Origin of the sequence: Streptomyces sp. SudanB182_2057 (assembly GCF_964272715.1) — a bacterium.
GTDB classification, from domain to species: Bacteria; Actinomycetota; Actinomycetes; order Streptomycetales; family Streptomycetaceae; genus Streptomyces; species Streptomyces rubradiris.
Genome location: NZ_OZ186798.1, coordinates 3,426,126 through 3,440,221, shown reverse-complemented (window position 1 = coordinate 3,440,221; position 14,096 = coordinate 3,426,126). Strand labels below are relative to the sequence as shown.

General features: G+C 74.8%; 12 protein-coding genes. 7 read left to right on the top strand and 5 right to left on the bottom strand.

From position 1 onward, the window contains the following. Nucleotides 1-74: 74 nt before the first annotated feature. Together ACSURM_RS14695 and ACSURM_RS14690 are read right to left on the bottom strand one after the other, a co-directional pair. Nucleotides 75-896 carry a serine hydrolase domain-containing protein gene (locus ACSURM_RS14695; RefSeq protein ID WP_436955419.1) on the bottom strand — a complete coding sequence of 274 codons (822 nt, stop codon included), beginning with the start codon at nucleotides 894-896 and terminating at the stop codon, nucleotides 75-77. A gap of 60 nt (nucleotides 897-956) precedes the next feature. Beyond that, nucleotides 957-2,354, bottom strand: coding sequence for an MFS transporter (locus tag ACSURM_RS14690; RefSeq protein WP_436955418.1), 1,398 nt, complete (start codon nucleotides 2,352-2,354; stop codon nucleotides 957-959). A 100-nt stretch (nucleotides 2,355-2,454) separates the two neighbouring features. Between ACSURM_RS14690 and ACSURM_RS14685 the strand changes: the two genes are divergently transcribed. From ACSURM_RS14685 to ACSURM_RS14660, 6 genes are all read left to right on the top strand, one after another. After that, complete coding sequence (locus tag ACSURM_RS14685) at nucleotides 2,455-3,372, top strand: LysR family transcriptional regulator (protein WP_436955417.1); 918 nt, start codon at nucleotides 2,455-2,457, stop codon at nucleotides 3,370-3,372. Between the two features lie 175 nt (nucleotides 3,373-3,547). After that, nucleotides 3,548-5,068 (top strand): aldehyde dehydrogenase family protein, encoded by a 1,521-nt coding sequence (locus tag ACSURM_RS14680; protein WP_436955416.1) that lies wholly within the window; start codon nucleotides 3,548-3,550, stop codon nucleotides 5,066-5,068. Nucleotides 5,069-5,222: 154 nt separating this feature from the next. Continuing rightward, nucleotides 5,223-6,758, top strand: coding sequence for a GMC family oxidoreductase (locus ACSURM_RS14675; RefSeq protein WP_436955415.1), 1,536 nt, complete (start codon nucleotides 5,223-5,225; stop codon nucleotides 6,756-6,758). Next, nucleotides 6,755-8,029, top strand: a complete 1,275-nt coding sequence (locus ACSURM_RS14670; protein WP_436955414.1) for a quaternary amine ABC transporter ATP-binding protein — start codon at nucleotides 6,755-6,757, stop codon at nucleotides 8,027-8,029. Before ACSURM_RS14675 ends, ACSURM_RS14670 begins: the two co-directional genes overlap by 4 nt. Then, a complete protein-coding gene (locus ACSURM_RS14665; protein WP_436955413.1) occupies nucleotides 8,029-9,981 on the top strand; it encodes an ABC transporter permease in 1,953 nt (650 codons plus the stop codon). Before ACSURM_RS14670 ends, ACSURM_RS14665 begins: the two co-directional genes overlap by 1 nt. Nucleotide 9,982: 1 nt before the next feature. Then, the gene (locus ACSURM_RS14660) at nucleotides 9,983-10,933 is read left to right on the top strand and encodes an ABC transporter substrate-binding protein (RefSeq protein WP_436955412.1); all 951 of its coding nucleotides are present in this window, start codon (nucleotides 9,983-9,985) and stop codon (nucleotides 10,931-10,933) included. Nucleotides 10,934-10,987: 54 nt separating this feature from the next. Here ACSURM_RS14660 and ACSURM_RS14655 read toward each other — a convergent pair whose 3' ends face one another. The 3 genes from ACSURM_RS14655 to ACSURM_RS14645 are packed head-to-tail and all read right to left on the bottom strand — an operon-like array spanning nucleotide 10,988 to nucleotide 12,641. Then, complete coding sequence (locus tag ACSURM_RS14655) at nucleotides 10,988-11,704, bottom strand: isocitrate lyase/PEP mutase family protein (protein WP_436955411.1); 717 nt, start codon at nucleotides 11,702-11,704, stop codon at nucleotides 10,988-10,990. Further along, entirely contained in the window at nucleotides 11,701-12,144 is a 444-nt protein-coding gene (locus ACSURM_RS14650) for a carboxymuconolactone decarboxylase family protein (RefSeq protein WP_436955410.1), read from the bottom strand. Before ACSURM_RS14650 ends, ACSURM_RS14655 begins: the two co-directional genes overlap by 4 nt. Further along, nucleotides 12,141-12,641: a carboxymuconolactone decarboxylase family protein gene (locus ACSURM_RS14645; RefSeq protein ID WP_436955409.1), complete on the bottom strand. Its 501-nt coding sequence runs from the start codon at nucleotides 12,639-12,641 to the stop codon at nucleotides 12,141-12,143. The genes ACSURM_RS14650 and ACSURM_RS14645 overlap by 4 nt, the downstream gene beginning before the upstream one ends. Before the next feature lie 47 nt (nucleotides 12,642-12,688). Between ACSURM_RS14645 and ACSURM_RS14640 the strand changes: the two genes are divergently transcribed. Then, nucleotides 12,689-14,080, top strand: a complete 1,392-nt coding sequence (locus tag ACSURM_RS14640) for a PLP-dependent aminotransferase family protein (RefSeq protein ID WP_436955408.1) — start codon at nucleotides 12,689-12,691, stop codon at nucleotides 14,078-14,080. Nucleotides 14,081-14,096: the final 16 nt, after the last annotated feature.

The window sequence follows — 14,096 nt, the reverse complement described above, 5'->3', positions numbered from 1 at the left end:
GGCGCTCCACACACGAAGCCCCTTCCGCTGCGGCGGGAGGGGCTTCGTGGTTCCCGGCCCCGCTGACTGGGGCCCTACGCCCGCCTCAGCAGCGCGATCCCGGCCCGGTCGGTGTCGTCCGGCCGCCCGTTCAGCCGGTGCACCACGGCCCACCGCCCGTCCGCCATCGCGCCCGCGAACACGGATGCGTCCCGGGTCGCGCCGTTGTGCCAGTACAGCGGCCCCGCCGTCTGCCACCCCGGGCCCGGCTCGCCCAGCCGCCGTTCCACCAGCAGCGCCACGACGAGCGCGGCGACCGCGCGCGGTGTCGCCCACAGGCCGCCCGCCGGGAGGATCGCCCCGTCCATCGTCCAGGGCTCGCGCCGCGTCCCCGGCAGCAGGCCGGGTGCCGTCAACCGCCGTGCGGGGGCCGGGCGGACGGTCACCTCGGTGACGCCCGCCGGGCGCAGGACGTGCTCCTCCAGCAGTTCCCCGTAGGCGGCGCCGCCCGCGGCGGCCAGGGCGGCACCGAGGACGGCGTACCCGAGATTGGAGTACTCCTCGTCCCCCGGCGGGCGCACGGCGACGGCGTCCAGGCGGCGGACCAGCCGCTCCAGCTCCGCGTGGCCGAAAGTCGCGTACGGGTCCCGGCGGCCGAGGCCGGGCGGCAGCCGGGGGAGGCCCGAGGTGTGCCGGGCCAGGTGCAGCAGGGTGATCCCGGTGCCGGGCGGGGCCGGGAGCCACCGCTCGACCGGGTCGCCGGGTGCGACCACGCCCGCCTCCGCCAGCCGGGCCAGCAGGGTGCCGGTCAGCGCCTTGGTGAGGGAACCGATCTGTACGAAGCGGTCCACCGCGTGTCCGCCGCTCACCCGGGGCGGGGCCGCGTCGGTCAGCACACAGGTCGGGATACGGCGCACGGCGGGTCCTCTCGGTCGGGTCCCGCATTGTGTGCCGCCGACCGCGGCCCCCTGTACGTTTCAGGCCACCGGCTCCCGTGCCGCCGGGGCCGCCGGAGCCGTACGGGACGGGCGGCCGGAGGAGCGGTGGCCGATGACGACCAGGGTCGTCGCCGCCAGGACCGTCAGCCCCACCACCCGCAGCGCCGGGCCCATGCCGCTCGCGAAGTCGGCGTGGCCCGCCAGGGCGGTACCGGCGACGGCGACGCCCAGGGCGGCGCCGGTCTCGCGGGCCGAGGTGCCGAGGCCGGAGCCGAGGCCCGCCTGGTGCGCGGGCAGGGACACCACCACGCCCAGGGTGAGCGCCGGCATGGCCAGGCCCGTGCCCGCCGAGATGACCAGCAGCCAGCAGGCGTACAGCGGATAGGGGGTGTGGGCGTCCGCCGTGGACGCGGCCAGCAGGCCGAGGCCGATCAGCGCCAGCCCCGTACCGACCACCGGACGCGGACGCGCCGACCAGCGGGCCGCGAACCTCGGGACCAGGGCCATGCCGACGATCAGCGGCACGATCGCGACCCCGGTCACGGCCGGGCCGTAGCCCTTGACCTGTTGCAGGTACTGCGAGTTGACGAAGAACAGCGCGAACAGGCCGAAGAAACCCGTGGCCAGGCCCAGCACGGTCGCCCGCAGTCCGGCGGAGCGGAACACCCGCGGGTCGAACAGCGGGGCGCGCGCCCGCAGGGCGTGCCCGGTGAACGCGGCCAGCAGCAGGGCGCCCGCCGTGAACGCGGTCAGGATGCGCGCCGAGGTCCAGCCGTGGCCGGGCCCCTCGATGATGCCGAACAGCACCGCGACCAGCCCTGCGGTGAGCAGCAGGGTGCCGGCCGGGTCCGGGCTGCCCTGCGCCGAGCGGGCGGTGCGCGGGGTGGTCACCGCCACCGCGGCGGCGAGCACGGCCGCCAGCGGCACCATCGCGGCGAACAGCGCCCGCCAGGACAGGTACTGGCCGGCCAGCCCGCCTCCGAGGTTGCCCGCCATGCCGCCCAGCCCGATGGCCAGCGTCCAGGACGCCATCGCCCGGGCGCGGCGCTCCGGCCCGGCCAGGTGCACCAGGATCGACATCGTCGCCGGGGTGATCAGCGCGGCCCCGGCCCCGGACAGGCCCCGGCCCGCGATCAGCAGCGCCGGGCCGGGGGCCAGCGCGCTGGTCGCGGAGCCCGCGGCGAACAGGGCGAGGCCCGCCAGCAGCGCGCCCTTGCGGCCGTGGCGGTCGCCGAGCGCGCCGGCCGGGACGAGCAGGCCCGCGAAGACGATGACGTAGGCGTCGACCGTCCACAGGATTTCGGTGTGCGAGGGGTGCAGGCCGGACGAACTCAGTTGCGGTATCAGCAGGTTGACGGCCGCGACCATGCTCTGCGCGACCAGGACGCAGGCGCACAGGGTGAGCAGGACGGGGCGGGTCAGGGCGTGCGCGGGCACGGCTCCTCCCGGGAGCTGGTGGGTGGTGTGGGATGCGTCCTCACCGTAGGCTCGCCGGCGTCATTACTTCCAGTGCAACCTTCGCAAGGAATACCTGCACATGACGCAATCCACCGACCTGGACCTGAACCTGCTGGTCGCGCTGGACGTGCTGCTGGAGGAGGAGAGCGTGCAGGGCGCCGCCCGCCGGCTGCACCTGTCCGAACCGGCCATGAGCCGCACCCTCGGCCGGATCCGCAAGGCGCTCGGCGACCCGGTGCTGGTCCGCGCCGGCCGCCGGATGGTGCCGACGCCGCACGCGCTCGCGGTGCGCGCCGAGGTCGGCGCGGTGGTCGAGCGGGCCCGCGCCCTGTTCGCGCCGGGCCGGGACACCGACCTGCGCACGGTGACCCGCACCTTCACCGTCCTCGGCCACGACATGATCGCCGCCACCCACGGCGCCGTCCTCCTCGACCGCGCCGCCCGCGAGGCCCCCGGCATCCGCCTGCGCTTCCTGAGCGAGAGCCACACCGACGCCCCGTACCTGCGGCAGGGCATCGCCGACCTGGAGGTCGGGGTGATCGACTCGGCCGCGCCCGAGGTGCACGTGGAGACCGTGCACGAGGACCGCATGCTCGGCGCCGTACGGGCCGGACACCCGCTGCTGGAGGGCGAGGTGACACCCGAGCGGTTCGCCGGGGCGGCGGGGCACCTCGTCGTCTCCCGGCGCGGCAGACAGCGCGGCCCCGTCGACGACGTCCTGGCCGGACTCGGCCTCCAGCGCCGGGTGGTGGGCAGCGTCGGCAGCTACCCGGCCTCCCTGTTCGTGCTGCGCGACACCGACCTCATCGGGCTGCTCCCCGAGTGGGGCCGGCCGCTGGCCGACGCCCTCGGACTGGTCGCCTTCGAGATCCCGCTGCCGCTGCCCACGATGCCGGTGGGCTTCGCCTGGCACCCGCGCCACGACGCCGACCCGGCCCACGCCTGGCTGCGCGGCTGCGTACGGGACCTGCTGGCACCGGGGCCGGTGAACGGGTAGCCGGCGTCGGCCTTCCGTTTTCGTCCGTTATCACCCCCGTTTTTCGTGACCCCGAGCACGTTCGGCCACGGATTCCGCATGCCGGACCGAGGCCCTGGGCAGGCGGCGACGGTCCCCGAGCGTGACACGCGTGTGACACAGGGGTACCGAACAGGAACGGAAGGCAACACCGATCATGGCGGACAGAACGGAACGACAGCCCCAGGCGACCATCCACGCGGACGGCGCGTGGCTGGCAGCGGTCTCCGGCGCGACCCGGGAGATCCTCGACCCCGCGGACGCCCGGCCGTTCGCCGTGGTCGCCGAAGGGGACGAGAAGGACACCGACCGCGCGGTGGCCGCCGCCCGGCGGGCCTTCGACGACGGCCCCTGGCCCGGCACCCCGGTCGCCGAACGCGCCGCGCTGCTGCGCCGCGTCGCCGACCTCCTCGTGCGCGACCGCGAGGAACTCGGCCTGCTGGAGAGCCGGGACGCGGGCAAGACCGTCGAGGAGGGCCGCGTCGACATCGACTGCGTCGCCGACGCCTTCCGGTACTTCGCCGACCTGGCCGCCGCCGAGGCCCCCGGCCGGGTGGTCGACGCGGGCTCACCCGACATCCACAGCGTGGTCGTCCACGAACCGGTCGGCGTCTGCGCCCTGATCACTCCCTGGAACTACCCCCTCCTCCAGGCCAGTTGGAAGATCGCCCCGGCGCTCGCGGCCGGCAACACCTTCGTGATCAAGCCCAGCGAGATCACCCCGATGACCACCATCGCGCTGATCGAGCTGCTCACCGAGGCCGGTCTGCCCGCCGGTGTCGCCAACCTCGTCACCGGCCCCGGCCACACCGTCGGCGCCCGGCTCGCCGAGCACCCCGACGTCGACCTGGTCTCCTTCACCGGCGGCCTGGCCAGCGGGACCAAGGTCGCCCGGGCCGCCGCGCCCACCGTCAAGAAGGTCGCCCTGGAACTCGGCGGCAAGAACCCCAACGTGGTCTTCGCCGACGCCTGCGCCACCGAGGAGGGCTTCGACACCGCCGTGGACCAGGCCCTCAACGCGGCCTTCATCCACAGCGGCCAGGTCTGCTCGGCCGGCGCCCGGCTCATCGTCGAGGAGTCCGTCCGCGAGCGCTTCGTCGCCGAACTCGCCCGCCGCGCCCAGCGGATCAGGCTCGGCCGCGGCACGGCGGACGGCGTCGAGTGCGGTCCGCTCGTCTCCGAGCAGCAGCGCGCCAAGGTCGAGGCGTACGTCGCCTCCGCCCTCGAGGAGGGTGCCGTCCTGCGCTGCGGCGGCAAGCGGCCCGAACCGTCCCCCGAGCGCCCCGCGACCGGCTGGTTCTACGAGCCCACCGTCCTCGACGCCTGCCACCGCGCGATGCGCGTCGTCCGCGAGGAGGTCTTCGGCCCGGTCCTCACCGTCGAGACCTTCCGCACCGAGGAGGAGGCCGTCCGCCTCGCCAACGACACCGAGTACGGCCTGGCCGGCGCGGTCTGGAGCGCGGACACCGCGAAGGCCCGCCGAGTGGCGTCCCGGCTGCGGCACGGCACCGTCTGGATCAACGACTTCCACCCCTACCTGCCGCAGGCGGAGTGGGGCGGCTTCGGCAGGAGCGGCACCGGCCGCGAGCTGGGCCCCGCCGGGCTCGCCGAGTACCGCGAGACCAAGCACGTCTACGAGAACCTCGCGCCGAAGCCGGTGCGCTGGTTCGCGGGCTGACCCCCGGCCCGCCGGCTGGACCCCGGCGCACCGGCTGACCCCCTTCAGCCCGTGCGGCCCGCCGGCCGACCCCCCGCCCCCTCAGCCCACCGCTGGCCCTCCTTCAACTCCCCTTCAGCTCACCGCTGTACCGAGTCCCTGGAGTAGTACCCCCATGTCCGACAGCACCCCCCACGTCTACGACTACGTCGTCATCGGCGGCGGCACGGCGGGCTCCGTCATCGCCTCCCGCCTCACCGAGAACCCGGATGTCACCGTCGCCGTCATCGAGGGCGGCCCGAGCGATGTCGGCCGCGACGACGTCCTCACCCTGCGCCGCTGGATGGGCCTGCTCGGCGGCGAACTCGACTACGACTACCCGACGGTGGAGCAGCCCCGCGGCAACTCCCACATCCGGCACAGCCGTGCCCGCGTCCTCGGCGGCTGCTCCTCGCACAACACCCTCATCTCCTTCAAGCCCCTGCCCTCCGACTGGGACGAGTGGGAGGCCGCCGGCGCCAAGGGCTGGGGCGCCGTCCCCATGGAGGCCTACTTCGCCCGCCTGAAGAACAACATCGTCTCCGTCGACGAGAAGGACCGGAACGCCATCGCCCGCGACTTCGTCGACGCCGCCCAGGCCGCACTCGGGGTACCCCGGGTCGAGGGCTTCAACCGCGCGCCGTTCACCGAGGGCGTCGGCTTCTTCGACCTCGCCTACCACCCCGAGAACAACAAGCGGTCCTCGGCGTCGGTGGCGTACCTCCACCCGGTGATGGACGAGCGCCCCAACCTGACGATCCTGCTGGAGACCTGGGCGTACAAGCTCCAGCTGGACGGCACCCGCGCCGAGGGCGTGCACGTGCGCACCAAGGACGGCACGGAGCTGCTGATCCGGGCCCGCGAGGAAGTCGTGCTGTGCGCGGGCGCCGTCGACTCCCCGCGCCTGCTGCTCCACTCCGGCATCGGCCCCCGGGCCGACCTGGAAGCGCTCGGCATCCCCGTCGTGCACGACCTGCCGGGCGTCGGCGAGAACCTGCTCGACCACCCCGAGTCGGTCATCGTCTGGGAGACCCACGGCCCGATCCCGGAGAACTCGGCGATGGACTCCGACGCGGGCCTGTTCGTGCGCCGCGACCCGGAGCACGCCGGACCGGACCTGATGTTCCACTTCTACCAGATCCCGTTCACCGACAACCCGGAGCGCCTCGGCTACCGGCGGCCCGAGTTCGGCGTCTCGATGACCCCCAACATCCCCAAGCCGAAGAGCCGCGGCCGGCTGTACCTGACCAGCGCGGACCCCGCCGTCAAGCCGGCCCTGGACTTCCGCTACTTCACCGACGAGGACGACTACGACGCCCGGACCCTGGTCGACGGCATCCGCGTCGCCCGTGAGATCGCCAGGACCGAGCCGCTGGCCGGCTGGCTCAAGCGCGAGGTGTGCCCCGGCCCGGAGGTCACCGGGGACGCCGAGCTGAGCGAGTACGCCCGCAAGGCGGCCCACACCGTCTACCACCCGGCCGGGACCTGCAAGATGGGCGCGGTCGACGACGAACTCGCCGTGGTCGACCCGGAGTTGCGCATCCGCGGGCTCGACGGCATCCGCATCGCCGACGCGTCCGTCTTCCCGGCCATGCCCGCCGTCAACCCGATGATCGGGGTGCTCATGGTCGGGGAGAAGGCCGTCGACCTGATCGGAGGTGACCTGCGATGACCCTCACCGTCCCCACCCGCAAGCCGCCCACCACGGCCGAGCCCGTCTTCTCGGTCTCCGGCCTGTGGAAGGTCTTCGGCCCGAAGCCCGAGCGCGTCCCCGCCGACCCGGAGCTGAGCGCGCTGACCCCCGCCGAGCTGCGCTCCCGCACCGGCTGCACGGCCGCCGTCCGGGACGTCTCCTTCGACGTCCGCAAGGGCGAGGTCTTCGTCGTCATGGGCCTGTCCGGCTCCGGCAAGTCCACCCTGGTGCGCTGCCTGACCCGGCTGATCGAGCCGACGGCGGGCACCATCGCCATCGACGGCGAGGACGTCCGCGCGATGGACCGGGCCCGGCTGCGCGAACTGCGCCGGCACCGGGCCGCGATGGTCTTCCAGCACTTCGGGCTGCTGCCGCACCGCACGGTCCTCGACAACGTCGCCTACGGCCTGGAGATCCAGGGCGTCGGCCGCTCCGAACGCCGGGAGCGGGCCGCCGAGTTCGTCGCCAAGGTCGGTCTGGCCGGCATGGAGAAGCGCCGCCCCGGCCAGCTGTCCGGCGGCCAGCGCCAGCGGGTGGGGCTGGCCCGGGCCCTGGTGGTGGACCCCGAGGTGCTGCTCTTCGACGAGCCGTTCAGCGCCCTGGACCCCCTCATCCGCCGGGACATGCAGGACGAGGTGGCCCGGCTGCACCGGGAGGAGGGCCGCACGATGGTCTTCATCACCCACGACCTGAGCGAGGCCCTGAAACTCGGCGACCGCATCGCCCTGATGCGCGACGGCCGCGTGGTGCAGCTCGGCACCCCCGAGGAGATCGTCGGCGCCCCGGCCGACGACTACGTCCGCGAGTTCGTCCGGGACGTCCCCCGCGAGCAGGTGCTGACCTGCCGTACCGCCATGCGCCCGGCGTCCGCCGAGGACGCCGCGCACGGCCCGGCGCTGCGCCCCGAGGCCACGGTCGCCGAGGCCATCGAGGCGGTGGCCCGGGCGGGCGCCCCGGCCCGGGTGATGGACCAGGGCCGCTGCCTGGGCGTGGTCGACCACGACCGGCTGCTGGGCGTCGTGGCGGGCGTCACCCCCGAAACCCCGGCCACAACCGCCCCGGCACCCGCCACTGCGGCGGGCGACGCTCCCGCCCCGGCTGTGGACGCTCGTGCCGCCGGGAACGCACCCACCCAGGCCACCGGGAACGCTCCCGCCCCCGGAACCGCCCCCGCCCCGCCCGGAACCGCCCCCGGCGAGCACCCCCCGGCGTCCGAGGACCCGGCCGGCAGCACCCGGGAGGCCGTCTGATGGCAACGCTCAGTCTCCCGACCGCCCGGGCCAAGGCCCCCCGCCTGCTCAGGAACCGGGCCGCCGCGAAGCTCCTCCTGCTCGCCCTGCTGACCGCCGTCCTCCTCCCCGTGCTGAACCGCTGGGGCAACGGCACCTGGCCGCACGCCCTGACCGTCAGCCTCGACCGGCCCCTCGCCTCCGCCAGCGACTGGGTCATCGACAACCGGGACAGCCACCCCCTGTTCCTGTACTTCCTCGGCCACCTCAGCAACGCGGTCGTCATCGCCGTACGCGCCGTCTACCTCACCCTCCTCGCGGCGGGCTGGGCCGGCGTCACGGTCTTCGGGGCCCTGCTCGCCTGGCGTCTCGCCGGTCTCCGCCTGGCCGCCGGCACCGCCCTGGCCTTCCTGGCCTGCGGAGCCCTCGGCATGTGGGTGCCGACCATGCAGACCCTCGCCCTGATGGTCGTGGCGGTCCTCGCCTCCGTAGCCGTCGGCATGCTCCTCGGCCTCGCCGCCGGTCTCTCCGACCGGCTCGACCGCGCCCTGCGCCCGGTCCTGGACACCATGCAGGTGCTCCCGGCCTTCGCCTACCTCCTCCCCGTCGTCCTGGTCTTCGGCATCGGCGTGCCCGCGGCCGTCCTCGCCACCGTCGTCTACGCCGCCCCGCCGATGGCCCGCCTCACCGCGCTCGGCCTGCGCGGGGCCGACCCCGAAGTCCTGGAGGCCGTGGAGTCGCTCGGCGCCACCCGCCGCCAGCGGCTGCTGACCGCCCGCCTCCCGCTGGCCCGCCAGGAACTGCTGCTCGGCCTCAACCAGACGATCATGATGGCGCTGTCCATGGCCGTCATCGCCGCCGTCATCGGCGCGGGCGGCCTCGGCGACCGCGTCTACCAGGCGCTCGCCTCGGTCGACGTCGGCGCGGCCCTCGCCGCCGGCATCCCCCTGGTGCTGCTCGCGATCGTGCTGGACCGGCTCACCGGAGCGGCGGGCGACGGCACCGCCCGCCCTGGGACCGGCGGCCGGCCGAGGCTCCTCGCCTGGGCCCTCACCCTGGCCGGCACCTCCGTTGCTGCCGTCGCCGCCCGGCTGCTCGGCGCGACCGACTGGCCGGCCGGCTGGACCGCGGACATCGCCGCTCCGGTCAACCGGGCCGTCGACTGGATGACCGACCACCTCTACTCCGGCGTCCCGGTCGTCGGCGGCACCGCCGACTGGGCGGGGCACTTCACCACCTGGGTCCTGGACCCGGTCCGCGCCGGACTGCAGGGGATGCCCTGGTGGTCGGTGCTGCTCGTGGTCGCCGCCCTGGCCTGGCCGATCGGCACCTGGCGCACCGCGCTGACCGCCGTCCTCGCCATGGCCGCGATCGGCGTGCTCGGCGTGTGGGAGCCGTCGCTCGACACCCTCTCCCAGGTGCTGGCCGCCGTCGCCGTCACCCTCGTGCTGGGCCTGGCCACCGGCATCGCCGCGGCCCGCAGCGCCCGCGTCGACCGCGCCCTGCGCCCGGTCCTGGACGTCTTCCAGACCATGCCGCAGTTCGTGTATCTGATCCCGGTCGTCGCCCTGTTCGGCGTCGGCCGCGCCCCCGCCGTCGCCGCGGCCGTCGTCTACGCCCTCCCGGCCGTCGTCCGGATCACCGCGCAGGGCCTGCGCCAGGTCGACGAGGCCGCGCTGGAGTCCGCGCGCTCGCTCGGCGCGACCGGACGGCAGCAGCTGTGGCAGGTGCAGCTCCCGCTCGCCCGGCGCGCGCTGCTGCTCGCCGTCAACCAGGGCGTGGTCCTGGTGCTCGCCGTCGTCATCATCGGCGGCCTGGTCGGCGGCGGCGCCCTCGGCTACGACGTCGCCTTCGGCCTCGCCCAGGGCGACCTGGCCACCGGTCTGGTGGCCGGTGCCGCCATCGTCTGCCTGGGCCTGATGCTCGACCGGGTGACCCAGCCGGCCCGGCGCCGCCCGGGGAAGGGAGCCTGACATGCGCCGTACCGCGATCACGGCCGCCGTGGCCGCCCTGGCCCTGACCACCGGCTGCGGCGCCGCCGACATGACCAAGCAGGCCAGCCCGTTCGCCAACGCCCGGGGCGCGAAGACGGTCACCCTGTCCGTGCAGTCCTGGGTGGGCGCGCAGGCCGACGCGGCCGTCGCCCAGTACATCCTGGAGCACAAGCTCGGCTACCGCGTCGACACCGTCCAGGTCGACGAGGTGCCCGCCTGGGACGCGCTCAGCCAGGGCCGGGTCGACGCCCTGCTGGAGGACTGGGGCCACCCGGAGCAGGAGGAGCGCTACGTCCGCCAGAAGGGGACGGTCGTGTCCGGCGGCGGTCTCGGGGTGACCGGCCACATCGGCTGGTTCGTGCCGACGTACCTCGCGAAGCGGCACCCGGACATCACCGACTGGCGGAACCTGGACAAGTACGCCCCGCTGTTCCGCACCGCGGAGAGCGGCGGCAAGGGACAGCTGATGGACGGCTCCCCGTCCTACGTCACCAACGACAGGGCCCTGGTGAAGAACCTGAAGCTGGACTACCAGGTCGTCTTCGCCGGCTCCGAGGCCGCGCAGATCACCCAGATCAAACGGTTCGCCAAGGAGAAGAAGCCCTTCCTGACGTACTGGTACGCGCCCCAGTGGCTGTTCGAGAAGGTCCCGATGACGGAGGTGAGGCTGCCGCCGCACAAGGAGGGCTGCGACGCGGACCCGGACAAGGTCGCCTGCGGCTATCCGCACACCCCGCTGAAGAAGTACCTCAACGCGGACTTCGCGAAGTCCGGCGGCGAGGCGGCGGCCTTCCTGAAGAAGTTCCGGTGGACCACCGAGGACCAGAACGAGGTGTCGCTGATGATCGCCGAACAGAAGCTGTCCCCGGCCGAGGCGGCGAAGAAGTGGGTGGACAGCCACCCGTCCGTCTGGAAGAAGTGGCTGTCCTGACCGGACGTCCCCGGCCCGCGGCGGCGGGCCCGGCCGGCTCCGCCGCGCCAGGGCCTACGGCAGCAGCCCGGCCGCGATCTCCCGCAGCGCGGCCGTCGCCCGCCGCTGGAGGCCCGGCCCGAACGTGACCCGGGTGGCCCCGAGTTCGCCGAGCGCGGCGGGCGCGGGGCCGTCCGGCCGGGCCAGCAGGTTCAGCGGGCCCTCGATCCCCGACCGCAGCAGCGGTACCGACTCCAGCGGGGCGAGGATCGGGTACACGCAGTCGGCGCCCGCCGCGCGGTACAGCGCGGCCCGCTCGATGACCCGTTCCGGGTCGCCGTCGCCGTGCGCGAACACGTCGACGCGGGCGTTGACGAACAGCCGGTCGGCGGCGGCCTGCCGCACCCCGGCGAGGAACTCGGCGTGCGCGTGCGGGTCCTTGAGGACACCCCCGTCGGAGTCCTCGATGTTGCAGCCCACGGCACCGGCCTCCAGCAGCCGTTCGACCAGTTCCTCGGGCGCGAGCCCGTAACCGCCCTCCACGTCCGCCGAGACCGGCACGTCCACCGCACGCGCGATCCGGGCGACGGCCGCGAACATCTCGTCGGCCGGGGTGGCCCCGTCCTCGTACCCCAGGGAGGCGGCCACCCCGGCGCTCGGCGTGGCCAGCGCCGGGAACCCGGCCTCCGCGAAGACCCGCGCGGCGGCGGCGTCCCAGGGCCCGGGCAGCACCAGCGGGTCGCCCGGGGCGCGCCCCCGGTGCAGGGCGCGGAACTCCTCGGCCTTGCTCATGGCTGCCGGCCTCCCGGTGGCACCCGGCGGCTGACCATCAGGCGGTTCCAGCCGTTGATGACGGTGATCAGGGCGATGAGGTGGGCGAGGGCCGCCTCGTCGAAGTGCTTGGCGGCCCGCTCGTAGACCTCGTCCGGCACGAAGCCTTCCGTCAGCACGGTGACCGCCTCGGTCAGCGCCAGCGCGGCCCGCTCCCGCTCGCTGTAGAGGTCCTCGGTCTCCTCCCAGGCGCTGAGGAAGTGGATACGGTCCTCGGTCTCCCCGTGCTTGCGGGCCAGGCCCAGGTGCATGTCGAGGCAGAACGCGCAGTGGTTGATCTGCGAGGCGCGGATCATCACCAGTTCGGCCAGGACCGGATCGCCGAGGCCCTTCTTGGCCGCCGCGCTGACCGCGGCCATCGCCCGGAAGACCTCCGGGTCCAGCAACTGGGTACGGTTCACTTGTGCTGCCCCGGGTGGTAGTGGCCCGCGGGCGTCCGGGTGGACACGCCGAACCGGTTCCAGGCGTTGATCACGGCGATGGCGGCGATCAGCTGGGAGAGCTCGGCCTCGTCGAAGTGCTCGGCGGCCCGCTCGTAGACCTCGTCCGGCACGAACCCGTCCGTCAGGACGGTGATCGCGTCGGTCAGCTCCAGCGCCGCCAGCTCCTTCTCGGTGTAGAAGTGCCGGGACTCCTCCCACGCGCCGAGCTGGATGATCCGCTCCACGCTCTCGCCGGCCGCGAGGGCGTCCTTGGAGTGCATGTCGAGGCAGCGCGCGCAGTGGTTGACCTGGGAGGCGCGGATCTTGACCAGCTCGCGCAGCCGGGGGTCCAGGCCCTGGTTGGCGACGGCGTCCAGCTGGATCATCGCCTTGTAGACCTCGGGCGCGTGCTGGGCCCAGCGCAGCCGCGCCGGCTCCTCGGGGGCGTAGGTGACGGGTTCTTCCTGAGTGCTCATGTCCTCGACCCTAGAACTGAGGCAGCCCAGGGGTATGGTCCATTCCCATGGCAGAATCCTGGGCCACTTTGGGCGTCGACCTGCATCTCGAACCGGCTCTCGCGGGGGGCCTGCGCCGGGGCCTGACCGACGCCCTGCGGGACGCGGTGCGCACCGGCCGGCTCGCCCCCGGCACCCGGCTGCCGTCCTCCCGGACCCTCGCCGCCGACCTCGGCATCGCCCGCAACACCGTCGCCGAGGCGTACGCCGACCTGGTCGCGGAGGGCTGGCTCACCGCCCGGCAGGGCTCCGGCACCCGGGTCGCGGACCGGGTGGTGGCCCCGCCGCCCGCCGCGGCCGGGCCGGGCCGCCGGGAGCCCGGCCGCCCCGCCCACAGCCTGGTGCCCGGCACCCCCGACCTCGCCGCCTTCCCGCGCGCCGAGTGGCTCAGGGCCGCCCGCCGGGCGCTGGCCACCGCCCCCTCCGACGCCCTCGGCTACGGCGACCCGCGCGGCCGGCGCGAGCTGCGCACCGCCCTCGCCGGATACCTCGCCCGGGTCCGGGGCGTGCGCGCCACCCCGGACACCGTCGTCGTCACCGCCGGTACCTCGCACGCCCTGCGCGTCCTCGGCACCATGCTGCGGGCGCGCGGGGCGGACACGGTCGCCGTGGAGTCCTACGGCCTCGACGTCCACTGGCGGCTGCTGCGCGCGGCGGGCCTGGCCACCCCCGCGCTGCCCTACGACGCGCGCGGCACCGACCCGCGCGCGCCGGACGGCGCCGCGGCCGTCCTGCTCACCCCGGCCCACCAGTTCCCGACGGGCACCCCGCTGCACCCGGACCGGCGGGCCGCCGTCGTGGACTGGGCGCGGCGCACCGGCGGTCTGGTGCTGGAGGACGACTACGACGGCGAGTTCCGCTACGACCGCCAGCCCGTCGGCGCCCTCCAGGGCCTGGACCCCGACCGGGTGGTGTACCTGGGCACCGCCAGCAAGTCCCTCGCGCCCGGGCTGCGGCTGGGCTGGATGGTGCTGCCGCCGGCCCTGGCGGAGGAGGCGGTGGCGGCCAAGGGCCACGTCGACACCTGCGGGTCGCTGGACCAGCTGACGCTGGCCGAGTTCCTCACCTCCGGCGCCTACGACCGGCACGTCCGCTCCGCCCGCCTGCGCTACCGGCGCCGCCGGGACGCCCTCGCCGCGGCCGTGGCGGACCGGGCGCCGTCGGTGCGGGTGACGGGCATCGCGGCCGGACTGCACGCGGTGCTGCGGCTCCCGCCGGGCCTGGAACAGCCGGTGGTCCAGGCGGCGGACCTCCAGGGCCTGGCCCTGCACGGCCTGACCTACTACCGCCACCCCGACGCCCCGGCCGACCCCTCGGACGCCCTGGTGGTCGGCTACGGCACCCCGTCGGACAGCGCGTGGACAGGCACCCTGGAGGCACTGTGCCGGGTGCTGCCGTAAGGCGGCGGGGGCGGCC

Bases quoted from the DNA above. Each gene is read 5' to 3' on its own strand.
- ACSURM_RS14655 (WP_436955411.1), bottom strand. From the start codon at position 11,704: ATGAGCAAGGCCGAGGAGTTCCGCGCCCTGCACCGGGGGCGCGCCCCG.
- ACSURM_RS14660 (WP_436955412.1), top strand. From the start codon at position 9,983: ATGCGCCGTACCGCGATCACGGCCGCCGTGGCCGCCCTGGCCCTGACC.
- ACSURM_RS14665 (WP_436955413.1), top strand. From the start codon at position 8,029: ATGGCAACGCTCAGTCTCCCGACCGCCCGGGCCAAGGCCCCCCGCCTG.
- ACSURM_RS14680 (WP_436955416.1), top strand. From the start codon at position 3,548: ATGGCGGACAGAACGGAACGACAGCCCCAGGCGACCATCCACGCGGAC.
- ACSURM_RS14670 (WP_436955414.1), top strand. From the start codon at position 6,755: ATGACCCTCACCGTCCCCACCCGCAAGCCGCCCACCACGGCCGAGCCC.
- ACSURM_RS14645 (WP_436955409.1), bottom strand. From the start codon at position 12,641: ATGAGCACTCAGGAAGAACCCGTCACCTACGCCCCCGAGGAGCCGGCG.
- ACSURM_RS14685 (WP_436955417.1), top strand. From the start codon at position 2,455: ATGACGCAATCCACCGACCTGGACCTGAACCTGCTGGTCGCGCTGGAC.
- ACSURM_RS14640 (WP_436955408.1), top strand. From the start codon at position 12,689: ATGGCAGAATCCTGGGCCACTTTGGGCGTCGACCTGCATCTCGAACCG.
- ACSURM_RS14675 (WP_436955415.1), top strand. From the start codon at position 5,223: ATGTCCGACAGCACCCCCCACGTCTACGACTACGTCGTCATCGGCGGC.